This is a genomic window from Paraburkholderia sp. Clong3 (assembly GCF_050436485.1).
GTDB classification, from domain to species: domain Bacteria; phylum Pseudomonadota; class Gammaproteobacteria; order Burkholderiales; family Burkholderiaceae; genus Paraburkholderia; species Paraburkholderia tuberum.
Map to the genome: position 1 here is coordinate 3,072,786 of NZ_JBNDMH010000002.1, position 24,947 is coordinate 3,097,732.

At 57.2% G+C, this 24,947-nt stretch carries 12 protein-coding genes; 8 read left to right on the forward strand and 4 right to left on the reverse strand.

The window, feature by feature from the left end; all coding sequences use genetic code 11:
* The first annotated feature begins 279 nt into the window (after window positions 1-279).
* From OKW30_RS18325 to OKW30_RS18360, 8 genes are all read left to right on the forward strand, one after another.
* Entirely contained in the window at window positions 280-798 is a 519-nt protein-coding gene (locus tag OKW30_RS18325) for a DUF6471 domain-containing protein (RefSeq protein WP_429347313.1), read from the forward strand.
* Window positions 799-2,032: 1,234 nt separating this feature from the next.
* Complete coding sequence (locus OKW30_RS18330) at window positions 2,033-2,377, forward strand: hypothetical protein (protein WP_429347314.1); 345 nt, start codon at window positions 2,033-2,035, stop codon at window positions 2,375-2,377.
* Between the two features lie 1,230 nt (window positions 2,378-3,607).
* Window positions 3,608-4,129, forward strand: coding sequence for an HAD domain-containing protein (locus tag OKW30_RS18335; RefSeq protein WP_429347315.1), 522 nt, complete (start codon window positions 3,608-3,610; stop codon window positions 4,127-4,129).
* 851 nt (window positions 4,130-4,980) lie between these two features.
* Complete coding sequence (locus OKW30_RS18340; RefSeq protein WP_429347316.1) at window positions 4,981-5,445, forward strand: hypothetical protein; 465 nt, start codon at window positions 4,981-4,983, stop codon at window positions 5,443-5,445.
* A gap of 227 nt (window positions 5,446-5,672) precedes the next feature.
* Complete coding sequence (locus OKW30_RS18345) at window positions 5,673-6,584, forward strand: WYL domain-containing protein (RefSeq protein ID WP_429347317.1); 912 nt, start codon at window positions 5,673-5,675, stop codon at window positions 6,582-6,584.
* A 158-nt stretch (window positions 6,585-6,742) separates the two neighbouring features.
* Window positions 6,743-10,051, forward strand: coding sequence for a hypothetical protein (locus OKW30_RS18350; protein WP_429347318.1), 3,309 nt, complete (start codon window positions 6,743-6,745; stop codon window positions 10,049-10,051).
* A complete protein-coding gene (locus OKW30_RS18355) occupies window positions 10,038-15,992 on the forward strand; it encodes a DEAD/DEAH box helicase (protein ID WP_429347319.1) in 5,955 nt (1,984 codons plus the stop codon). Before OKW30_RS18350 ends, OKW30_RS18355 begins: the two co-directional genes overlap by 14 nt.
* A gap of 170 nt (window positions 15,993-16,162) precedes the next feature.
* On the forward strand, window positions 16,163-17,536 hold the full coding sequence (locus OKW30_RS18360) for a phospholipase (RefSeq protein ID WP_429347320.1): 1,374 nt from the start codon (window positions 16,163-16,165) through the stop codon (window positions 17,534-17,536).
* A gap of 259 nt (window positions 17,537-17,795) precedes the next feature.
* Here the strand turns inward: OKW30_RS18360 and OKW30_RS18365 are convergent, their stop codons facing one another.
* Genes OKW30_RS18365 through OKW30_RS18380 form a run of 4 tightly spaced genes read right to left on the reverse strand, consistent with a single transcriptional unit; the run spans window position 17,796 to window position 24,797 of the window.
* Entirely contained in the window at window positions 17,796-18,506 is a 711-nt protein-coding gene (locus OKW30_RS18365) for a M48 family metallopeptidase (protein WP_429347321.1), read from the reverse strand.
* A 4-nt stretch (window positions 18,507-18,510) separates the two neighbouring features.
* Window positions 18,511-21,807: a type I restriction endonuclease subunit R gene (locus OKW30_RS18370; protein WP_429347322.1), complete on the reverse strand. Its 3,297-nt coding sequence runs from the start codon at window positions 21,805-21,807 to the stop codon at window positions 18,511-18,513.
* 39 nt (window positions 21,808-21,846) lie between these two features.
* Entirely contained in the window at window positions 21,847-23,190 is a 1,344-nt protein-coding gene (locus tag OKW30_RS18375; RefSeq protein ID WP_429347323.1) for a restriction endonuclease subunit S, read from the reverse strand.
* Entirely contained in the window at window positions 23,187-24,797 is a 1,611-nt protein-coding gene (locus tag OKW30_RS18380; protein ID WP_429347324.1) for an N-6 DNA methylase, read from the reverse strand. The genes OKW30_RS18375 and OKW30_RS18380 overlap by 4 nt, the downstream gene beginning before the upstream one ends.
* Between the last annotated feature and the right edge of the window lie 150 nt (window positions 24,798-24,947).

Genomic DNA, 24,947 nt, shown 5'->3' on the forward strand with positions numbered 1-24,947 from the left:
GGCGCAAGCCTCAGCGGGAGAGAGCCATTAATTGGCGGACTTCCCGCGCGAAGCGACTGCTCGTAGCGCAGGCCGCGCGGACCGTGAAAATGCGCACCTGCCCGTGCAAAATGGGGCTGGCTCACCCTCGCTGCACAGCCTAAAATCGTGGCCCTGTGGCCCACGGCGCGCGGAAGGGTTTCTCTCGCGCCCCGCATTTTTGCTATTTGCAAACAAGCTGCGTGTGTTTCCACACGCAAGAATGATAGTCCATGGCGCAACGTAATGGCAAGGATTTCCGTGAGCGGCACAGACGATATTACCTGGACCAAACTCGCAACTCGGGTCATGCGTGGAGTCCTGGCACGCAAGGACCAAAATTATGCCGCGCTGGCATCTGAGCTAAGAAAACTTGGCGTAGAGGAAACGGCGCGGTCCGTCGAAGGCAAGGTTCAACGAGGTAGTTTCAGGTTCGCCTTCTTCCTTCAATCGCTGAGCGTAGTTGGTGCGGAGTACCCTTCGCAGTGGCGCGCCATTATTGAGACCCCGGGGACCTGGGAGCAGCGCGCATCACGCGTAATGGAGGCCGAGATGGGGATGCGGCCCGGCATGACGTTCATCGAACTGAGTCGCCGGCTTTACGGTATTGGAGTCATCATTCCGACCCACTCCCTGAACGAGCAGGTTACAAGTGGCACGTATCCGCTCACACTCCTGCTGCAGTGCGCGGCCGTCTTGTGGGTGGCCGACGTTGAGCGCTTCATCGACCGCTCGGACCTGTACGCTGCCGCTGTCGTGAGCTCGCCCGCCCCTCGCTAGTCACACACTTCGGCGCCAAAAATTTCCCTTGAAACCCCAAGCAGGGCGACTATAGTAGCATCTGATGGCGTGTGGAAACACACGCGATACACCTCGCCACGCTAGTGTGCGTGTTGTCGCGCCCTTTGCTTTACAAATCGTCAGGGCCCGGGCGCCGACGAGCGCACGGCGAGCGACCACCCGAATGACGTCTTGGTGGCCCGCCCAAGCGCAGCGCGCACCCATCGCGAACCATCCGGACATTGAAGCATGCAGGCGCTTATTTGGAAGCCGAAAGGCGTGTCCGAAGAGCCAGAAATCGAGCTTGGCCGGTGGCGAGTCTTCGAAACGGACGGTGGTACGCGGCATTTTGTTGGGGAGCGTATCCCGATAGGTACTTGGCGAGTGAGCTCCTCTACCGTCCAACTCGACCTTGCGGCTCGCGTAGGGATTACCGCGTCCGGCCGCAGATACATCCTCGTCGGTGCGTCAGGGGCCGATGTGGAGGTCGACTACGTCTGGGACATATGGGTGAGCATCAATGGCATAACCTCTGCTCGGAACATTACGTACCAGTTATTCGCTTAGGAATCGATTCACGAGGAGCCGGCCGACTGCTCATGCTGCGTGCGTTGTCTCGCCAACCTAGCGGGGGCTCGTTGATTGGCTAGGACCAAGTATGACTTGAGCGAACAAGCGGGCTTCTTCCATGTCCGCCGCCGCAACGGGTGGAGCATAGCGCCGCGCGAGCCAGAAAGTAAAAGTGCGGGAGGCAGATATCCGACGTACCGTGCGGATGTCCCGTTACTCAGTCTGCGGACATTCCGCGCCCGTTCCGGGAGATGACAGGTGTGTTTCAAGTTTCTTGCAAACGATTTTTTAGACAGTAATTTGCACTGCTGGTTATGTGTTCGTCTACACCATTGCTTAGGAAGTGTTGACGGCGGCGTAAAAGCGACACCAAACGGCGGCGAAAAATCGCTTTCAAGGGAGCGGATGCCGCCGCTCCCTTGACCCATCATATCGTCCCTTCTCAGCGTAAAGGGTCCGCTTCGCCAGGCTGCGCCTGCCCTTGACGCTGCTACGGGACTTTTCGAAAACCGAGCCTAAGCAAGGCGCATGCTCAAAAAACTTACGCCGCCGTTTAGTGTCGGATTTCGACCGCCGTTTACAGGGGGTGTCTTTTGAATCGCAGTGTTCGCTCGACTCAGCCTCGACACGCTTTCGACCTCGGTCCGGCAGCAAGGAGACGCACATGGCCATCTATCTTCACGGCGCACCCGACGGGTATGAGGTTGTACAGCTTGAGCGATGGTCCATCCGGCGATTTCGAAACGGAGCCATGCACTTTGTCGGTTTTTGTTGCACTAATCGCGACGGACGTGTGAGCACTGAAATAGTCGACCTTGATGCACCGTCGAGAACAGGATTCACAGCAAGCGGGCGTCACTATCAGCTACTTGGACCGAGCGGATTCGACGGTGACGCGGAATACGTTTGGGGCCTGGTTGCCGGGGCGATGGGCGCCGGTGAAAGTTGGCAGGATGTCACCGAGGAGCTCATTCCAGGGTGTCGCGACAAGGGTGCGCGTTGCAAATGAACAACTCAGGCGCGACGACTGGCTTCATACGATGGCGTGTGACTATCTGTGCAGGAGAGTTGGAATACGTGGGCCAAAAGCTTCCAATTTTGTCCATGACCGAGGGTGAAACAGACGCGAAGCCGACCGGGTCGCTAAGTGGCACGGAGGTAGCGTCCTGCCTGACATGGGCACTTGCGTCGCTGAACTCATCATCGATACACCGCGAATCAGTAGGTGCTAGCGCGCCTGCGGGTCACGAGATAACAGTGTTCTTCGAGTGCCTTCCAACCGACCCGACGGGTACAACGCGGACCCTTGCGCGCTTTGATGTTGTCCGAGATGACAATTGTGTAGTTGCCGGCATTCTGGCCGAGGGAACACCGCGCTTCGACGTTGGCCCCCTGCTACTGCCGGCTGATGCGGAGCCCTGGGATGTGGTGCAGGTAGTACTGGAGGCAATACTCCCCTCGCCCCAAGACGTATTGTCGCCTGCCCCATGACTTCGCAGCATTGCACAGTAAGGATGGTGAGATTATGTTTCGCGTAGAAATGATGATGTCTCGGCGCGGCGCTCTCGCCACGGTTCTCGACTGGTTCGCCCATTCTGACGAGACTGGTCAATGGTCCGTGACTGTCAGCGACGTCGGCGACCGAATTTTTTCGTTCGCGGTTGAGGTCCCTGCTGAAGAGAGAGCGAAGCCAGCCGCCATCGTCGCGCGGCTCTGGCCCGAACTCTTGACCGAGGGGGTGACGTTCGATTTTGGAAGCCAGGTGCCGACGCACCTTCAGGCAGAGGTACGCCTACACAAGGGTCCCGGGTATTGGCCGCAGGCATACGGGTGGCTATGGCAAGAGGGAAACGCGGTCGTGTACCGGTCACATCCCGTCATCCGCAGCGCTTCTAAGCGCATTGACATTGCACCGCCGGAGCTCCTAGCAAAGCAGTGCTTCACATACGCAGCCGAATTGGAAGTGGATTAGGCACGGGGAAAGGTCCCGGAATCGGCCCGCGTGATAACTATGCTTTTTCAGGTTGCATCCGATTTGCATCCCGAGTTGTTGAGCCGCCTCCCTGGGTGTCGGGGAATTGAACCCGGACCGCAAGCTGAAGCGCTGATTCTGGCGGCCGACATTCATGCTCACACGTACGGCAACCAACGCGTCGGATGATGCGGTATTGGTCAGGCAAGTCGTCTTCGTCGATTTCGACGCTCTGCGCCAGTCGTCAGATGTTGCTATTGAGTTGATATGAATCAGATAAGCGGTAGTCCGCGCGAGCTGACGTCCGATAGACAGGTCTTGTTTTTGGATTACGACGGCGTGATTCATAGGCTCGGGGCGCTTCGGACACGGCGCGGCATTATCAGTGGCGCGCCTTACGTCAAACTTTTCGAATTCGCGCCTGTCCTGGCCGAGTGCCTGGAACCGTACAGACGGTTGGAAGTGGTCCTTTCGACTTCGTGGGTTCGGGTTTTGGGGTATCAACGAGCGAAAAACGCGCTGCCGACCGTGCTCCGGGAGCGTGTTGTAGGGGCCACTTACCACTCTAAGTTTTACGACGCCTGGGCATGGTCTTCGAAAGGTCGTGGAATACAGGTTCTCCGCTATGTCCGGACACATCATCTGACTCGGTGGCTCGCGATTGACGATGACATCGACGGATTTGACGAGTACCTCTCTCACGTCGTGCAGTGTGACGAAAAGCTAGGCCTGGGCGCCGTGGCGACCCAGAATTTACTGCGCGTTCGACTCGCCGAACAGTTCCGATGAAACGGTTATCCCCGCATCCGCGTTGCGTTTGGTTGACACGATAGTTGTTGCGTTTTGGCCATCTCAAACCGCAACAGCGCTCGCCTCGGCAAGGGAACGGAATGACCGTCTCCGGCTATTTTGTTGCTTATAACCGTTCATCTACGGCTTAGGTTGCAACGATAGCACGCGCCCCTGATTGGGCATCGCACGCAGTTCTTGGAGCCTGTTCGCGATATCGGTAGTCCCGCCAAAATCCCTCGAGGACACTCATTCCTCCAGCTCGCGGGACCGCTCCTATTATTCCCACATGCCAGGCAATTAACACGCGGATGTCCCCCTCCAATTCGGAGATGCGCATTTGCGCTAGCTGTAAGAGGCGAACCGCCACGAAGGCAACCAGAGCTTGAAACTAAACGGGCTCTCGAGGTTGACGGCCGACCGGCGCCTAGCCCGAACGCAGGAGATGAACGTGACATTCCGTTAAGAAATTGAGCGACAAGCTCTAGCAGCAAGGCGTCAGATGGTGCGAGCCGGCGAGCTGTTAGGAGAAGACGAACCGGGCGCGACTCCACGTCAGCGCGCGTCAACTGTCGCGCATGGTTGCGAAGGGAGATTTATTCACAATAGAAGTTGACGGCGTCGAGTACTTCCCCTTGCTCCTGGCGGCCCCCGAGCTTGACCTCAAGCGATTGCGTTCAATCTGTCGCATCCTCGCTCATGCACCTCCGTCGTGCAGACTCGGATACCTATCGGCGAGGCACGCTAATCTGGGCGGAATTTCCCCCAGCGAGGCGCTGCACGGTGACAAAAGCTGCCGCCTGTTACGTCGTATGGCACACGCATATGCGGCAGAGTGGTCGCGAACTTCCGTGGCCATTTACGTTCGCCATTACCTGCAGGAGCCCGGTGATATAGAACCCACGTTGACAGCAGTCGATGAGATAGACCCGAGAGTAAATATCTGGAAACGTGCAGCAGGCGCCCTGCGAAACGGGGGATACATCCATCCGTGCGGACCTTATCCTCGGGCCAGCGCGGCCACCGTGTTCTTTGCTCGCCATCTCGCAGGCCGCACAGAGGCTATCCCGGAAGCGCGTGTCGACGTGAGCATCGATGAGGGTATCGCACGGGTATTCGTCGTCCGCCTCGAAGAGCCGGGCTACGAGCTAGATGCAATCCCTGTCACCGGTGCTGACAACATCGTCGACCTCGTCCTCCGAATCGTTGCAGCAGCGAGCAAAAGAGAGTCGACAGTAGGGATGAAGCAGGCCGTTTTATGTGAAGCGGAGCCCAGCAGCATCGCCTTGACCGAGCCGTCCATACGCGACAGCTGAGCGCCACCGTCAAAGCCAACTATCGAAAACTCAGGTGTTTCTTGCGCCATTTGACGACACCCTGTCGCCGCCCCAAAGGGGATGGTCATGCTTGTGCTCTTCCCTCGATGTCGTTGTAGATGATGGTCCGCCAGAACAACCCTCGTCCTCGTGTCGCTCGATTCCAACAGTCTTGCACGTATAGAAAATATATGCGTATAATTTGTATACGTGCAAGGGATGCCATAATGCAACGTTCTGCCAACTTAGAAAACGATGCCTCATCACAACGCCGCCACAGTGGTCCATGGGGACAAGAGCGTCGCCTGGAGTTCATTGACTTTCGGCTTCAATGGGACGGCCGTATTAATCGGTCGGACTTGACGGAGCATTTCGGTATATCCGTGCCACAGGCCTCAGCGGACATTGGCGGCTACACTCAGCTCGCACCGCACAACCTCAGCTACGACCGCCGCGAGCGTGTCTATTTGGCATCGCCCACCTTCTCGCCAGTCTTCGCACCTTCGAGTGCGAACAACTACCTCAATAACTTGCTCGGCAGGTCAACCGGGATTCTGTCTAGCGACGCCAGCTACGTTGGGTGGTTGCCACCAATCGCGCTTGCTGCAGCTCCCGTGCGTGCAGTCCCGGCTCCGGCCCTGGTTGCGGTCATTCGGGCAATGAGGAATCGATATTCCGTGCAGGTTCTCTACCAGTCGATGTCGCGACCTGAGCCAAGCTGGCGAGAGATAACACCGCATGGCATCGCTAACGATGGCTTTCGATGGCACGTCAGGGCCTACTGCCACGCGCGCCGAGTGTTCAGAGATTTTGTTTTCGCAAGAGTTCTTGAAGTGCGCATGGGGTCGCCTTCGGATGTACGCGTTGAGGCCGATGAGGCCTGGTTCAAGCCAGTTAGGCTCGTACTCGTGCCCAACGCTGGTCTCTCCCAGTCCAAACGTCGAATTATCGAACTCGATTATGAGATGGTCAATGGCGAGGCTCTCCTCGAGACTCGCGAGGCAATGCTTTATTACGTACTGCAGCGCCTGGGGCTCAGTAGAGACGGCGCAGTAAGACCAGAGGCCCAACAGATTGCTCTGAAGAACGCCGATGAGGTAAGAGCCATCGTAGAGACCCTGGCCAAAAACTATGAATAAATACGAGAGAAGAAAATCTAATTATGAGACGCATCTTCGAGGGCCACGAAGAAAGTATCCGAGGACTAGTCCGGCGTGTCGAAGCACCGGTATTGGGTCTCTTGGGTCGGCTAATACCCGTAGAGGCACGTTCTGCCATCGAAGCTGACCTAAGGGTCATGCCCAGCGCAAAGTCGTTCGCGCAGAGGCTAGATGAGTACCCGGCCCTGTTCGGGATATGGCTGGCCGAGCAAGTCATGCTTGGGCTAGGTCAGGACGGACACTTCAGCTTGTATCCCCATATTCAGCGAGCCATCGGGGGAGTAGATGAGCTGACCAACCCTGACCGCGATTTGCTCTGGCGCGCGTTTCGCCGAGCGATGCTCAAGCTTGGCATCCAGCCACTGCCTCGATTGTCTGGGCGTCGACATATGGCCGATGAGTACGTCCGCCAGGCGGGCGTTCCCATCGCTTTCGCAGACGACTTAGCCGGCAAAATGATTCAACTTGCCAAGCGCATCGGCGTGGCCGACGAAGACGACCAGGAGGGCCTCGTAACTTGGCAGTCGGCCTTGCTCAACAAGCTCCAGCCTCCCTTCAGTGTTACGGTACGAAAAGCGGTAGAGCGCGACGCGCAGGCTTACTATACAAGAGCATTTCTTCGCGTTTATGGTAATGCAGGCGTGGCAACCAGCCACGACACTCTCGAGCTGGCGCTAGCCAAGGCCTTTACTCAAGAGGGTACCTCGTCAAACATCAAGCGCGCCGCAATTCCTCAACTTCTCTATCGAGACGGGGTCCTTGGGGTTCTTTTCCCACCTGTCTCTACGGCCACTTCATACCAGGTTATCTGTGGTGACCTGAGCAATCACGTACGGACTGACGAGCAAGGGGGATTTCGTCCCCTTCCGAAGGGACTGCATTCAGATGTGACCGTCCAACGCTCCGATGGAGAGCGTCTCCTCTCGGCAAAGCTTTGGCCGGACAAGGCTGCCAATCGCTTGCTCATTTTTAATGCTGATGGTCGACTGCGTGCGTCCGCACAGTTGGGACAAGAGGACCCAGTAGAGCTCGCGCCAGGTCAATACCTTGCGCTCTGCCGTTTTGCCCCGACCAATACGGACGATTGGGAAGAAGTCTGTGAGCAGCCCCGGCTTGTCGAGGTCTCGCTTGATGTGCGCCCGGGTGTCGAGACGGCGCTCGTCAATGGTCCCGCGCAGGTCCTAATTGCTGGCCATAATCTTCCCTCCTTCCGGCTTGGCGGAGCCTTCAAGGAGAGTCTTGAGCACATCGAGTTTCAATATGGCAAATTGACAGTCACGGTGGAGGTGCCGGCCGACTGGCGACAAGCAGGCCAGCAGGTCTATGAGTTGAGAGTAGCGTGTGGAGCCGCTCGCCAAGGTGTTCCCGTTGTCCTGGACGGTGAAGGTCGGTCCTGCGTGGAGTTAGGTGATGTAGTTCGATTGCTGAAACTTCCCCCCGGCATGAGGCGCCTCGTGATTGAGCTTGCTCGTGCTGGCGACGCCCGGACTTTGCAGCGGCAGTCCGTTCTTTACTGGGTTGGCCTCACCGGAATTAGTTATGGATTGAAGTTCTCCTATGAGCGGCGCCCTGAAAACCTGATTGCAGCCTCGTTAATCGGTCTGAAGTTCGCGGACCAGGTTGCGGAGCCGATTCACGACCACGGCCGAATGATTCGGCTAGCGTTCGACGTTGGCGCTGGGCGCCTCGTTCACCTGAGCTGGCATCGACCCGGGCTTTTTGTCGAAGTTGAGATACCGGGCAAAGACGGAACCACTTCTGTTTTACCTCGCCCATTGGGGGCAACAGAAACGGTTTCTTTGACCAGCGCCAAGAACATCATCGTCAGCGGTTCCGAACCTGGCTATGTGACGTTGGGGAGCATGCGAACCTTCATCGACTTTGCGCAACGCCCCACCAAGGTCTTTCCTGGGAGCTTCCTTGCCAGTCGCCTCGAACCGGGTGCTCGGACCTTGACATTCGAAACGATGGCCGGTGGCGCCTCCGTTCCAATTCTGGAGCTCTCGCAACCCCACGTTGTAACCAGCATTACTACCTCCCGGCTTGGTAACGTCTTTATAGTTCGGATATCGGTCAGCGGCGAGCCGACTGATGTAGCGGTGACCGGTAAGGAACTGTCGTCCGGGCGAGAGGCTCGCGCCGAGCACGAGCTCCTCGCCGGAGCATGGCATGACAATGACCTGGCAAGGATGCAGGTGTACGGCGTAAGTGTCGGCAACTCCCACGACCTCTACATTCTCGTTGACGTCGCGACGCTTCCTTCAGGCGTGTGGACGCTTGGTTTTGGTGCGCGAATTAGTGGAGTCTGGGGGCGCTTGGAGGATGCTGGGGAAGGACGAATCGCAATCGCCTTTGCACGTGACAATACAGGACATGAAATACCGGGAACCCAGGTTGTTGCCGATACTGAATATCTGGAGCTTAGAGAAGTTGCAGCTCGGCTGATGCGACTCAACGGACACTTCCGCCAGTTTTGGTCACCTGTATGCTGGAACCAGCAGTCATGGCTGGGTCTCTACTTCGCGGCACTGGTTGTCCGCCTTGTCGGCCATGAGGCGGAGTTCATTACCGAGTTGGCCGACATGGCCATGGCGTGCTCCGCTGACGATGTTCGTCAGGGATTTATTCCCAAACAGTCGGTACCTGCTCTCCTTAATAAGACTTTTGCGCAGCCTAGGACCGCCTACAAGCGGGTAAACATCAAGCCGCATCCACTTTCAGTGGCTCTGCGAGCCATGCCCGAGCTCGATGGACCCGTTGAGACGCTTTTCGGCGAGACTTTGCATCAAACAGCGGCAATGGCATTTAAGAATGTCGCATTAGTCATGCACGGCAGGCGCCCCAAGGGATTTGACCTTGCCGCCTATCGAGACGCGATTTCGCAAACTCGCATAGAGGCTGGCTTCCAACTTGACGATGAATTTTTCCTGCCGCGAGGGGGCGACCTCCTGGGTCCCCTGCATCTTGCCCACGCCTGGCGTGACCTGGAGCGGGGGTACGCCTCCAGCCTCTTGATGCCGTCGAAGCGAAAAGCCTGTGCGATTGCCTTGGCTCGGCTCCTACATCAGCGTCACCCGGCATTCGACCACTCCGTCCCCTTAGGGCTCAGAGGCAAAGGGTTGGTCCTGGATGCGAGAAAGCTCAACACCGATGCTATGTCTGAGGTCGAGCAGCAGGAACAGGAAAATCTCGGCTACATCGCAAATGCTTGTGCATGGTTCGCATGGCACTGTCGCATGGAGGCCCGAGGACATGGCGCATTGGCAAACTTTCATAGCAGCCTTGCCTCATTGCGCAAACGAATAGAACTGGAAGGGCCGGCCGCGAGTGACTGCCTTGCCTATTTCCTACACGTTGCCCCCAGCATGTTTGCCTATTATCTCCTGCTGTGGGAATTGGTGCTAACCGTTGAGTTTGGCGAGGTCGCCGATAATGTCCGAAACTAATCCGATTCAGTTCGCTCATGACCTTCGAGCTGTTCTGGCTCGTTATATTGCTACCACGCTCCCGATATCCCGGCGCTACCCGAGGTTAGCGCAAGAGTTCCGCAGTCTGTTAGCGAATCAGCCTCTTGTTCAGGGACCGTTCGTTGAGGCTTTGCCCGATTTCCAGAAGGGGAAGCCGCTCACTCAACTGCTGCAGTCGGCCGGTGGATTCGTCCATGACGGGCTCGGAAAGCTACCGACTGCACCACGCCCGCTGCATCGACATCAGGAGGAGGCACTGCGGCGCGCTATCCTCGAAAAAGAGAGCTTCCTGACGGCTACGGGGACTGGTAGTGGCAAGACCGAGACCTTCCTGTATCCAATCGTCCACGACCTTTTATCGGACCCCCATCCAGAACGCCCAGGTGTCCGTGCGTTGCTCGTTTATCCGATGAACGCGTTAGCCAATGACCAGCTGTACTATCGCGTGGCGCCACTTCTTGCCCACTACCTGAAGGAGTATGGCATCACCTTCGGTCGCTACACCGGACAGGTAAAGTCGACGGCAAAGCGGGATGAGGAAGAGGCTCGTATCTGGAACAACCCGAAGTTGATGGACGCGCTTGGGAACCCGTCAAGCATCCCTCGCAACTGGATGCTGACACGTGATGAGATGCTCGCTGACCCGCCGAAGGTACTCGTCACCAACTATGCGATGCTGGAGCACTTGCTCCTGCTTCCCCGAAATGCGGGGCTATTCGCGACAAACTCGCTGCGCTTCATCGTTCTGGACGAAATTCATACTTACCGTGGCGCTCAGGCCACAGAGGTCGCATACCTGCTTCGCAAGCTCAAGACCCGACTCGGGGCTGATGAAGGTATCCGCGTGTTCGGCACCAGCGCGAGTCTTTCCGACTCTGCGACGGCCGACGAAGAGCTGAAGAAATTTGCCTCAGACCTGTTTGGCGAACCGGTCAATCAAATCATCCGTGGTCGGCGCGTCACCCACTCGGAATTGACGAAGACCGCTTTGGGCGCGTTTTCGATGTCCACCGGGCAATGGCAAATGCTTGGGACAGTGATTCGTGAGTTCCTTCTGCTCGACAAGTCCGACCAGACCGTGGATTGCTGGAACCGCTTTTTGGGAATGCAGGAAAGCCTGCCCGACGCACTGAAGTTGAGCGGAGACCCGGAGAGTCCCGCGTCGGCCGCGCTCATTGATACGTTCGCAGCGAATGAGCAAGTGCGCCGAGTTGCAAGCGCCGTAGAGGGCGGGCGAGTGTTGCCCTATGTCCAGCTCGCACAACTGGTGTTTGACACGTATAGCTCAGACCCGCGCGAGGCGGAATCCGCGCTTAGCGTTGTTATCCAGGTGGGTATGCTAGCTCGCAAGACTCAATCGGAGTTCCCTCTGCTGCCCGGACGCTACCACCTCGCTGTTAACAGCATCGAGGGAATCGTAGTCCAGCCCGACGCGAGCGAAGAGGGCTGGGCGAAAGTGACTGTCGGACGAAGCCATACCGACGATGACGGACACTATTATCCATTGCTTACCTGTCGCAAGTGCGGACAGCCGTTCATGGAAGGCTGGAAAGACGCCAATCACGTGCATGCACGTCGACCGGATTCGGGTGAGAATGGCGCAGAACGCATCGTCTTCTGGTTGGGCGCGCCAGTTGGAGGTACCGAAGACGAAGAAGACGAGGGTGATGATGCGGTGGCTGGTGACGGTGGGCATGAGCGCATCTTCGTTCAGTTGCGGACTGGTGAGATTTCCGCTGCTGATGGAGCGGTTCCTCTCTACCCAGTCCATACGGAGCGAGACGACGTTGAGCGTGCGGTGTATGTGAAGCGCTGCCCAGCGTGCGGCGGTCGAGCTTCCGGCGCGGATGCCGAGGTCGTAACGCGAATGCACCCGGGCAACGAAGCACTGGGCGCCGTCGTGGCTCAAAGAGTGCTTGAGGCTCTTCCACCCGGCATCATCGACCACGCGGACCCGAGACCTTCGTTCGGCCGCAATCTGCTTACCTTCTCGGACAACCGACAAGACGCCGCCTTCTTTGCCCCGTACTTCGAACGGACTGCGGCCAACCTTGCACTGCGTGCCGCAGTACGAGCCGTCCTGGCCGAGTCGTCGGCACCGATTGCGCTTCCACAACTTGCGGAGCGGGTCTACGACTACTGGAATCAAAATGGCGGACAGCCGTTGCTCCTGAACGAGTCCGGAGACATCCGAACCGACAAGCAGGATATCGCTCGGCTGCTCCTCGGGGCGCTGGGTTACGAGTTCTGCACGCCCGGTGGCCGTCGAAACTCACTTGAGAGCCTGGGTGTGGCCTCGGTGACCTATGACGAGGGGAGACTTCGCGGGTTATATCAGCAGGTGAAGGCGTTCTGGCCGGAAGGATTGCCTGACGACCAGGAGTCGGCGGTGGCGCTCTGTCACGTGCTCCTGGAGACTATCCGCCGTGAACGGGCGCTCGAAAGTCTCTCGGGTATCCCGATGAACGATGTATCCGTCTGGGGTGACTACAACCAGCATCGGACCTTTGATATCGAGTCTGGCGACAGCGCCGTAAAGTTCAAGTGGTTGCCGAGCCAACAGGCCAATCGGCACAACCGCCGCTCATGGTACCTGGTCGAGCGACTTGGTATTTCCAAACAAGAAGCCGCTGATTTTTTGCGGCAGTTCTGGGCAGCCATCACGCGTCCACCTGCTACCATCCTGAAGAAGTATCCGCCAGGCTTCGGCATGGATGGGGGACTCATACGGGTGCGCAGTGGACTCGAACTGTCGCTCTACCAGTGTCAGAGCTGCGGTCTCCTGCAGCGTCATGTCCTTCTGAACAAGTGCTCGGCCTTCGGATGTCGCGGAGACGTGGTCAGACTGAGTGATGAGGAGCGCAAACGCCTACACGGGGAGAACCACTACCTGGCTTCATATGAGGAGTCAAACCACCTGACGTTGCGCGCGCGCGAACATACCGCGTCCCTTTCCACCGACTTGCGGGAAGAGATTGAACGTCAATTTGCCGAGAGGCGAATCAACTTGCTCAGCTGCACGACCACCATGGAGATGGGGGTTGACCTGGGCGACCTGGAAGCAGTCGTCAATCTCAATGTTCCTCCCGGCATTGCCAATTATCAACAGCGGACAGGGCGTGCCGGCCGCCGCGCACAGGCGGCTCCTTTTTGCGTGACGGTCGCACGCAACACGAATTACGACCAGGCGGTCTTCGGGGGGCTTCAGGAATACCTTAGTTCCTCGCCGACGACACCGTTCATCAATCTTGGTAACGCGGAACTGTTTCTCAGGCACCAGATGTCGGTGGTCTTGTCGCACTTCCTCCGGCATACCCTCAGCAAACAGGACGTGAACGCCCCGTCACTCAAACATTTGTTTGGTGAGGTTCTGCATGAGAGGGCCAAGACAGAGCTTTATGACCGGATGCACGCGTGGATGGAGAGCGAAGCCGGAGTTCTGGCGTTCGCTGAAGCTGAAGCCCTGGGTGATAAGTTGCCTGCTGAGCTGTCGTCGATAGTGTGTCGAGGTATCTACCTTAAAAGTGCCATCGTTGGGCGTATCCAGGATTTTGCTGAGGACGTTTCCCAACGATGCCAGTCCTATGTCGCCAAAAAGACCGCCTCAGCCGAGGCGGATGAGCTGAAGAAGGCACTCTACTGGAAAGAACAGCTCGAGAAATACATGGACCAGTATCTGGTCAATGAGCTATCGCGGCGTGGCCTGATTCCTACTTACAGCTTCCCTGTTCATTCGCTGACGCTGGAGGTGCAAAACGGAAGCTCGTTTGGAAGGTTCCAGAGTCAGGCAGACGTTTCGCTCAACCGCGACGCGAGTCTGGGAATCAGCGAGTACGCGCCAGGTGCGGAGGTCGTGGCCAACGGTCGGATTTGGGAAAGTGCAGGTCTGGCGAGCTACCCCAAAGCATTTATGCCGACCCGATGGTACGCAGCTTGCCCCGAGTGCTTTCATGTCCACGTCGCTGACGCGCATCAGGACTTGCCCGACGCTTGTGGTAACTGCGGCTTCGTTGACCTTTCTCGCCACAAACGCATGTTCCTTGAGCCCAAGGGCTTTGTTACGAGCGTGGCAGACAGCAAGGGTAAGGACCCAAGCTCAGTGCGCCGACGAGTCAAGCCTGCTGATGAAGCTCGCCTGATTGCTGCGCCGAGGCCAGAGCAGTTTGAAGAGACGGAGCTTCCCTTTCTGAGTACCGCGCTATTGTTGGCTCGCGGCGGTGGCGAGAGTGAGCTCAATGGTAGCCTCTTCGTGGCAAACCGAGGAACGTATAGCGAGGGCTACTACCGCTGTACTTATTGCAATTTCTGCGCGCCCACACAGCGCGGCAGCAAGGCTAAAGGCCGAGGCAAGAAAGGCAATGGCGGCGCCGAAGGAGCGACTACCAAAAAGTTCGTTCACAATGACCCCAGCACTGGCCAGCAGTGCAAAAACGACATCTTGCCGAAGATGGGAGTGGATTTCGCTCACATGTTCAACACGGATGTCAGGCTTTTGAGGTTTCTGGCGCCGCTGCCTGAACCGACGGAAGAAGCGTCCAATGCCCGGCGCTTCCAGGAGCATATTGCTCGAACTATTGCAGAAGCATGCCGGCTAGCCGCGTCAGACTTGCTGCACCTGCATGCCGGCGAGCTACGGTCTACGTACCGCCTGTACAGTAGCGCCGGCAATATTGCGGAGGTGGTTTTATACGATGGGGTACCGGGTGGCGCAGGTTACAGCGCTCGGCTGGGCAGTCCGCAGTTCAGCTTCTCTGAGCTGATGAAGGCCACGGTGCGCCGCCTTGAATGCCCGAAGGATTGCGACTCCGCCTGCCGAGCGTGCCTGTGTGACTATGGTAACCAGCGACACTGGGATAGTTTCCTGCGTAAGGAAACCTTGGCATGGCTTCAGGGGCTCCTGAATGGAAGGTCGCTTGATATCGGTCCGGGGGACTACGTGTCCTGGCCCAAACCGAATCTTGCCGGGCTGAACCACAGGTTCGCTTCGTCCGCTTCGCTGTCGGTCATTGGTGTGTCATTGTCGAGCGCTTCCGGGTATCGGGAGACCGAGCTCAACCAATTGGTGACCTGGCTGCAATCAGGAAAGCAAATCCGGCTTTATGTGCTGAACAAGCTGGAACAGCATCCCAAGGACTACGCTACGTTGATGCTCTACAGGCACCTTTATCCCTGGCTGCACGCGGGTAAGTTGCAAATCCTTGCTGTGCCCGAACTGGACGGTAAGGTGATGGGGATGCTTCCAAGATTCTTTGCGTCGCTGGACGACGGGTCGCTATTGGTACGACAGGTCTTTCCCGTCCAGGCAGTGCTGGAAGGACTTATCAATGCACCAGCCCAGCTTGGCGCGATGGACGCTGAAACGCGGGACCTTGTAAACGGAGCGTTGGCCCAGGCGGAGGAGTATGCCCTTGAGCACTTTGCGGAAGGCAACAGCATGGGCCTTTGGGAGTTCCCGGTGGGGTCGCCGAGGGCGCTCGAGGATGTGTTTGCGTCGATAAAGGGTACCCATGTAAAGCACTTGTCTGTGCGTGACCCCTATTGCGGTACCGCTTATAACCGGCCGAAGCTCAAAAATATCCTCGAATTCCTTCGAGGACACGTAAGCGCGCTGGAGCGGGTCGACGTGTACTGCTCCGAAGTCAAGCAACGGGAGCGAGACGGCTCCGACTACGTGGAGCATCGACACGATGTCGCTCGATTCGTCGAGAAGATTCTGACTGAGGTTGGTGTTTCTAACGGAGAGGCAATCGTCAAGGAGTTGGGTCGCAATCGAACATTCCATGACCGGGAATTGACTTTCGAAACCGTCGACCAGGCTGGATGCGACGTTACGCACCGCTTTTTCCTGACAGGAGGCATTGACTACCTTCTCGACGAGCGCAGTGATACAAAGGTGTTCCATGCGACATCGACCCGCTAGGAACCGGTATATGGAGACTGCAGAGTGCTTCAGTCGTTCTGACTGCCCTTGGTCTGCTTGCCTTGAAGCCACTTCGAGGTCGAACTTCGCCATGTGTGCGGACCGCACGCGTAGACAGCACTCGCACTAGTGCTATCCAACACCTCAAACCACCACAACCGACTACTCACATGCAATTTGTCGCGGGCAAAATCAACGGTGTATTACTAAGAAACATTCTCCATGATGCGATTGACGACTGCACGCGCGTGCGTGCAGCTGTAGCGTACGCTAGCAGCGATAACATGGAGCTGTTCGAGGCCTGCAGGCAGGCGGGAAAGTCGTTAACGTACTACGGCAGATACGACTACACCGTACCTGTTTCACCGGAAATCCTTGAGTGGTTCCTCGTGCAGCGCTCTGCGGACCTCGTCTGTAAGCTTGTCCCTGACATTCTGCATGCCAAGGTCATCTGGTGGGAGGGCGTAGGCGCGTATATCGGCTCAGCGAACCTGAGCGGCCGAGCATGGAATTCAAACATTGAAGTTGGCATCTACCTCGAGCAGGCTGATTTAGAGAGTCAAGGCCAAATCGAGCAACTTGAGTCGTTCTTCGATACAGTCGAAGAACAATCGACTCGTTTGACTACCGAAATCTGGCAGCACGCGAAGGCGACCCGTGACCTTTGGATTAAGAAAGTTAGCAAGGTCGAGGCCGCATGCCGTGACACCTTCTCGCGGAGCCGGAAAATTCCAATCAACGAAGGCCTTACGTATCATTCGAATGCGAATGCCGTCTCTAAACACCGGGCCAACTTTATAAGCGAATGGAATTCTACGCTTCAAATCATGCGAGACATTGGCGCACGCGTAAGCAAACCGGAGAATCGACCAGATTGGATTGAGCCGAACACTGCTTCCGGTCTTCAGGCAGACCAATTTCTCCATGCGCTCTATTATCAGCGTGTAAAAGACGGCTCGACCTTCCCATTTGACAAGTATTTCCAAGAGAACAAGCTTTCTCGCGAGAGTGCCTTGGCGGACGCACTCGATTGGTGGAAAAACGGATGGAAATGGGAGTCGAAAGGCTACGTATACGATGACGAAGCTGCCGCACTGGCTCGGGCACCCATGATGGAATCGAGACTATCAAAGTCCGAGTTTCCCCAGCTGACATGCGACGAATTCACCGAGGTCGGTAAGTGGGTATACGCCATGCGCGACTTTGCATTCCGCCAACCGGCCCCCAGCATTGGCCTCCCGCCCAACGAGACAAACTACGATGTGAAAGCAGAGGCTTTTGCTCGCATGCAGTACACCCGAACGTCAACGCAGGGCAAATCCATTCTTGAGACGATTTATTTCGTTCTCTATGGGGGCTCAGATGCCGACATCGCAGTGCGCATATGGGACGCTGCGCATGAACCGAAGTGGAAAATCGTGGGAATGGGACTAAGTACTCTCGGTGAGATAGTTGGCTGGGCTCTGCCCAACAAATTCCCCCCCCGCAATGGTCGAAGCAGTAAGGCCTTGCGCGCACTCGGCAATGACGTACGAGTGTACTAACCCGCCAGCCTGAAAGAGCATGATGCGGCTGCATTGTTCACCTCGGAGACCGGGTACTTGAAACCTGAACTCGGTACCCGACTAGCTCAGACCGGGCACGATTCGCACCTGTGCTTATCTTGATGCTATGCGACTTGCGCCCGTCGATGGCACGAAACGATACTTCGGGGCAAAGACTGAAATAGATGAACGAAAGCGCGACGGCATAGTGAGCTACTTGCGCCGCCGCATGCCGGAATTTGGAAGCCGGTCGCTAATCTTAAACTGCGTCACCAAACAAAGCGCCCTCAAGTGCTTCATGCTGCCGCTTCCAATTCGGCATATGTCGCGCCACCAGCGCCCAAAACGCCTTAGTGTGGTTCTTTTCCACCGTGTGGCATAGCTCGTGGATGACCACGTATTCCTGCACGCTGGCAGGTAGCTCCATTAGCCGTGGGTGGAACTCCAGCACATCATGGGCATTGCAACTGGCCCAGCGGCTTTGGAACACCCGAATACGAACGCCTCGGGTCTGCAATCCGGACTTGCGTTCCCAGTGTCGTACCCGAGCGACCAGCCTTTCATTGGCACGCTCCCGGTAGAAGTCCATCAGCAGAGGGGCAAGGGCTTCGGGCGAGATGCTGGCGCCATCCGGATGTTCGATGATGAAGCGGGATGCTGTGAAGTTCAGCTGGGGTCGTGACAGGCTCGGTGCATGGCGCACCTCTGTGAAATACGACCGACCGCAGTACCGCAGTCGACTGCCGGTGACGATGGCATCGCTGACCTGCGGCAGGTTGACCACGGCCAGCTTCTCGCGAATCCAGCGAGCACGCCGACGCACCAAGGCTTCCTGCTCCGGCGCTTCCACCCAAGGCCCGCGCAACAGCACAGGCCGACCGCGCTCGACCGTCACATAGTGACGCTTAAGAGCGGCGTCGGGCTGGAAAATCCAATCGATGGTAATTGAGCCGTACTGCAACTGGGGCATGGCGTCAATTCTTTAGCAAGATGTCCAAGATGCGTCCGGCATGCTCACGCGCCACAGAACGCTCCCAGCCCGCCAACGGCATCAGCAACTTTCGCAGCAGGTCGCGAATCTCTGGGTGCAGGTCCGGCATCTGCTTCCAGTTACTGGCTCCCATGGTATGGCTCAGTTCCGCGTCTTCGAACAACTTCGTGGTGGCTGCTCTGGCCGTCTCTTCAGTCAGCAGCACAGCCAGATAGTGGTACACAGCTGAATGGGCCGGATGGTCAAAGCCCGTCTTGTCTTTGTCTTTGATGCGTTGGCCGAAAAGCTCCAGCTGCTCCAGAAACTGGGCCTGGCTGATGCGCCCAGCCTTTTCCTCTTCCAGCAGCTTCTCCAGCTCTTCGGCCAGCTTATCAAAGAAGGCCGGGTCTTTGTCCCGACCCGTGGCGATGGTGTACTTCAGCTGGTTCTTCATCACCAGTGCCTGACTGCCCGGGCTGGCCAGCTTCTTCAGCCTGGCCATATCGCTGGCGTCCAGAATCGACACCTCGTGCCCCAGCAGGCTCTTGGCCGGGCTGGCGGCGATGTACTCGTCCAGCAGTCGCTGCAACAGGGCCGATTCCAGCTTGGTGATGCGGTCGCGATAGGTAGCATCAGGTAGCTTGTCGCGCAGCATCAGCCGGATTTCGGCAAACAGCGTGAAGTGAGGCTTGAAGGGCACCCCGCGCACGTCGGGCAGGATGATGTCCACGCTGCGGTTGAACTGCTTCACCAGGGCCAGGAAATCCTCCACCGCATCTAGCCTGCTGGCAGGGTCAAGGAAGCGCTCGGCGTCGGCCTTGTAGTCCTCGCGCTGGGTCACGGGGTCGTGCTTCTTCGGCAGCAGCTTCAGGATACGGTCGAGCGTAGCCTGCAGTTTGGGCAGTTCGCTTTCCACGCCTTCCCACACCTGCGAAGGCTGCACCTCGCCCCCGTAAATCTTAAGAGCGTGGTCCAGGTGTTCAATCACCCCGTGGTAGTCCACGATGTAGCCCGCGTTTTTGCCGGCCATGGTGCGGTTCACCCGCGCAATGGCCTGCAGCAGGGTATGCTCCTTCAACGGCTTGTCGAGGTACATGGTGCCGACGATGGGGGCATCCCACCCTGTCAGCAGCATGTCCGACACGATGATAAGGCCCACATTGTTCGCATGCGGCTGACCATCGCGACCCTTGGCCTCATCCCCGTATGGCAACGGGAACAGCCTGCTGACGAAGTTCGCAATCTGGTCAGTCGGCATGGCCACCGGCTCCTTGCCAGCCTTGACCTCATCTCGCACCCGCTCTTCGATGCTCTGTACCTTGGCGATTTCCAGCTTGTAGTCCGCAGCGGCTTCTTCCACCGATGCCCCGGTGCGCGACGCCGTCATGCTGGCCAAAGAGATGACCACCTTGCTCTGAAAGGTAGGTAGTCCGTGCTTGGCGCGTTCAGCCATCAGCCCGTCCAGCAGGTCTTTGTAGCGCACTGCCATGTCCCGGCCATCGCAAACCAGCATGGCCTTCAGCCCCTTCGCCTGCACGTTGGCGATGAAGTGCTCGACCAGATGCGCGGCCACCTGTTCCATGCGGTCCCCAGCCTGACGCCACTTCGCCAGCAACGCCTTTTTCAGGGCCAGTTGGCGCGCCTCCGTCTCTTTGGAAAACTGGGTATTGAAGGCTTCATCGAGCTTGGCATCGGCCGCCAGGTTGACCCATGCGTCCTGGTACTTGATGGGCAAGGTTGCCCCGTCCGCCACGGCCTCGTGCAGCCGGTATTCGTCAATGTAAGCGTCGCCACCGAACTCGGCCAGCGTATGTTTGTCGTCGTTCAGCAGCGGGGTCCCCGTGAAGGCGATGAACTTGGCATTGGCCAGGCTGGCCCGCATGAATGCGGCCAGGAAGTCGTATTGGCTGCGGTGAGCTTCATCCACCAGCACATAGAAGTTGGGCTTGGCGCTGAGAACACGAAAGTTCACCTTCTCGCGACTGACCTCAATCCACTTTGCGTCGAGTAGCACGCCATCGACGTCATGCCGGCCAAAGTGCTCGTTGCGTTCTTCCACCATGAAGAAGTCCTTGCCCTCACGTACCCGTCTATGCCGGGTGGCATGCAGCAAGTCATCGTCATAATCGTTCTGGCTAGCATCCGTCGCGTCCTCGGTCTGAGCGCCGGGCTGCTCGCTTTCCTGAAACTTCTGCACCGTGCTAGTGAAGATGCTGCCGTAATCGTTCGACAGCATCTTCACCAGGCCATCCACCGAGACAGCCTGGATGGCCTTAATGCCCACCGCATGGAAGGTGTCGAAAATTTGTTTGTCGAGGTCTTTGCGGTCGGTCAGCACCAGCACCGTGGGGTTGGAAAGGCCGGTGCTGTCGGCACGCAGCATGCGAGCCAGCAGGGCCATGGTGAGGGACTTGCCGCTGCCTTGCGTATGCCACACCACGCCGCCCACGGGCTTAGGAACCGTCAGGCGGGCGATGGTCTTGCGCACCGCACGCCACTGCTGGTAGCGCGGCAGCTTCTTGACCGTCTTGCCATCACGGGTTTCAAACAGCACAAAGTGGGTGACCAGTTCCAGAAAATGGCTCGGCTCGAACAAGGCCCACAGCAATTGGTCTTGTTCGCTCGGCTCATTCCCCAGCGCCTTCGCCACCGTGCCAAGCTCGTCCTCCTGGAGGCGATAGCGGGCATAGAAGGTGGGCTTGGTGAGGATTGCCCCATACAGTCCCTCGCGCCGGTTCAATCCCACGCAAACCTGGTTGAACACGAACTGGGCGCCAAAACTGCGCTGGTAGCCGTCCAGCTGGGCCAGTGCCTCATCCAGCCGGTGGTGGCTGGCTTTGCATTCGATGATGGCTAGTGGCAAGCCGTTCACAAACAACAGCAGGTCGGGACGGAACAGCTCGCCATCAGCGTTCTTGCCCACGTACTGGTCCACCACATGGAAGTCGTTGCTGGCAGCATCCGTGACATCGAAGAAACGCACGCTGCGCAGCCTGCCATCGATATCCTTCACCTGGATGTCCGAATGATGCACCACCTGTTCCCAGAACACCTTATTGGCAGGGAGCAGCTCGTCATTGACCCGTTTGCGTAACTCGATAAGCGCGGCATCCACGCCACCGGGGGCCGTGGTCAGCCAAGGGTTTAACGCCCATAAACGCGGTCGCAGGATGTCTTCCAGTACCGGGGCGAGGTGGCGGTGTTCGACCTTAACCGCGTTGCCCGATAGATGGGTGTACCCCAGGTTGACCAGCCATTCCAGCGCAGGAATTTCGACCCCGGTTTTCTCTGCAGCCCCCATATGTGCTTGCTCCCAGTGTGTTCTTGTGATTTCTTTCCGTCAGGCGACGATGGCCTCTTCCGGAGTGTCTAGCTTCACCCGCCATTCGCCTGTCAGCAGCTTCTGCATCAGGCCACGTTTGAGGGCTTGGTATTGAGTTTGTTTTGATGACAGCACATCGAGCTTGTCGTCCAGAGATGAAAGAATCTCGGCCACGCGTTGCTGCTCAAGCATCGGTGGCAATGCGAATAGGAATGGCCTCAATACCTGCAAGTTGATGTTCTTTTGTGCATTCTGCGTTGCTCTGCTATCGAAGTAATCTTTACTGTTCTTGAGCAAGTAATACAGCCATGTCCCATCGCATGCCTCTGCAATTACGTTGATGCCGACAACACTATCCGGGCAAGCCATCGGTATTTTTGCAATGGCAACATCCCCGATGTTGGCAGCGATGGTTATGAATATCGTGCCGACGGGGAAGAGTTTGCTCACTTCCAGTCCTTCTAAATTCAAGAACTGCGATGCTTTGCCTACAAAGCGGGTCGAAGACGCAATGTCGCCCGTCTGAATGAACGGGATGTTACCGGCCTCAAAGTATTTCGGGTCATTGCGAGGTCTAGCGGAGAACTTTCCGCGCTCGACATTGGCAACCCTTTCAAGGGTTCGAACGTCCCACCCCACAGGAATCTCCCCAGCTTCACTGTCTTTGAACTCAGTATGCGGCACCCAACAGCCATCGGCATCTTGGGTGCCGACGCCACGGTTGAATAAGGTTTGCATCAGGCCCTGCTCGAGGGTCTGGGCGGCGGCAATCTGACGGGCAATCACGTCCAGCTTGTCGTCCAAAGCCGTGAGGATGGCGGCGATTTTTTGTTGTTCAGGGAGTGGGGGTAACAGAACAGGCAATCCACCAATTGACCCTTGGTCAATTGTTGTCATCGTTGTCGTTTTACCGTGAGAGATAAAATATTCTCTGGCTGGCCCCGCCAAGCAGAATTCTTGTAAGTATTTCGAGTCAACCAAATGCGGACTGGGGCGAACTCGCATCATGTGGCACTCGTACACTACGCCTTCGTCGTCAGATAAGAAGATATTGCAGTGCGCGATGCCTTCTTTCTTCAATGAAGAACGCGTGAAAAAAAGGTCGCCACGCTGAACCTTAAACGTTTTGTATTCGGCCTCGCTCAATGATAGTCGCCCTAAGTTATCAGCCCGAATCTGGGAGCCTTTATATAAGTCGACGATGTTAATGAGCTTATAGCCTGTGCCTACCTTCTTGGGGTCGTTGAATGCTCCGTTACTGATTTTCGTAAGCGATAATTCTTTTAGCTGAGTCAGTCCCCAGCCAGCTGGAATGGCATTGGGATACAGCCCTTTCTGAATGTTTTCCAATACGACTTTCATCGACCTACTCCACCAAGGCCGAACGCAGCCAGGTAGCCATTCAGCCGCGCATCAATCTGCGCCTCTTCCTCGGCCAGTGATGCGAGTTGCGCCATGGTCGCAGCCACATCGACGGTCTCTTCGGCCTCGCCGTTATCAATATAGCGGACGATATTGAGATTACCGTCGTTACTGCGGATTTCGTCGAGCGACACCACCCGGCAGTAATTCTCCACCTCCGTTCGGCTGTCGAACGCGGCTTGGTGGGCGCTGACAATGCGGGTGACGTCCTCAGGGCGCAGGCTGTTCTGGGCCTTGCCTTCGAGGCAATCTCGACTAGCGTCAATGATAATCACCTTGCCTTGAAGGGCTTGGGGCTTGTTCTTGTTGAGAACCAGCACACAGGCCGGGATGCCGGTGTTGTAAAAGAGAGCGGAGGGCAGGCCAACGATGGCTTCAATCAGGTCACCAGCCTGGTTGCCGCTGGCGGCATTGGTGCCAAAGAGCAGCCCTTCACGAATCTTGCCCTCTTCCCCGCTACGAAACAGCACGCCATGCGGAAGGATGATGCCCATACGGCCATCGGCCTTGAGGCTGGCCAGCATGTGCTGGGCGAAGGCAAGGTCGGCATAACCACGCGGCGGGATGCCATACACGAAGCGACCGTAGGGGTCATTCACCTGCTTGTAGTTGGGCGCTTTGGGCTTCTTACCGATGTCCTGCTCGGCTTCGTTGGCCAGTTCCAGCGGCGTCCACCACGACTTGTCCGAAAACGGCGGGTTGGCAATCACCCGGTCGAAGGTCTTGATATAGTCGCCGTCGAGGTGCTTGGGCTCCACCAATGTATCGCCGCGTTCAATCTCGGCCCGCATGTTGTGCAGGTAGAGGTTAAGCTTGGCGATGGCCCAGGTACCGAGATTCTTTTCCTGCCCGTACAACAGCACATTTGGCTTGCCCATAATGGTGCCGTTCGGCAGTTCGGCGATGTGGTGAGCGCTTTCCACCAGCATGCCGCCACTGCCGCAGGTCGGGTCGTATACGGTGTGACCCGGTTGCGGGTCAATCAGCTCCACCACCAGTCGCACCACGGCCTTGGGCGTGTAAAATTCACCGCCCTTCTTGCCGGCATCGTCGGCAAACTGCTTGATTAGATATTCGTAAGCGTCGCCCAGCATGTCGGCCTTGTAGAGGTCGTCATTTCCCAGACGATACTGATTAAAGTGACGCAGCAGGCGTTGCAAGGTGGCATCCGACAGCACCCGCTTGTCGCCGTACTGGGTGGCGGTGAGCACGTGTTGCAGTTCGGGATTGTTTGCCTCGATGGTGGAGAAGGCTTTGTCCAACGCCTCACCGATATTTTCCGCGCGCGCGATGAGCGCCGACCATCTGGCACTTGATGGGAAGCGTCCCCACTTGTCTTCTACCTCGCCTTCCGCCTCGAGGAGGGTTAAGTCTTCGTCGTGCATCAGACGGTCCAAGCGCTCCTCAAAAACATCGTTGAAGCGCTTCAGGAACAGCAAGCCGAAGATGTAGTTTTTGAAGTCAGATGAGTCAATGGACCCGCGCAGGATGTTGGCGGATTCCCAGAGCCAAGACTCGAGTGCTTGTAGCGACAGTTGATTAGGCATAAGTCTCAGTTATAACGCGGACCACGGACGTGGAATTATTCGTCAGTTACTACAAAAATTGGTTCAATAGAGTAAGCTAATCCATAGAAAAGACCCATAAGTTTCTCAACTTATGGGTCCCGTTTTCTCAGCTTATGTGGTTACCTACAC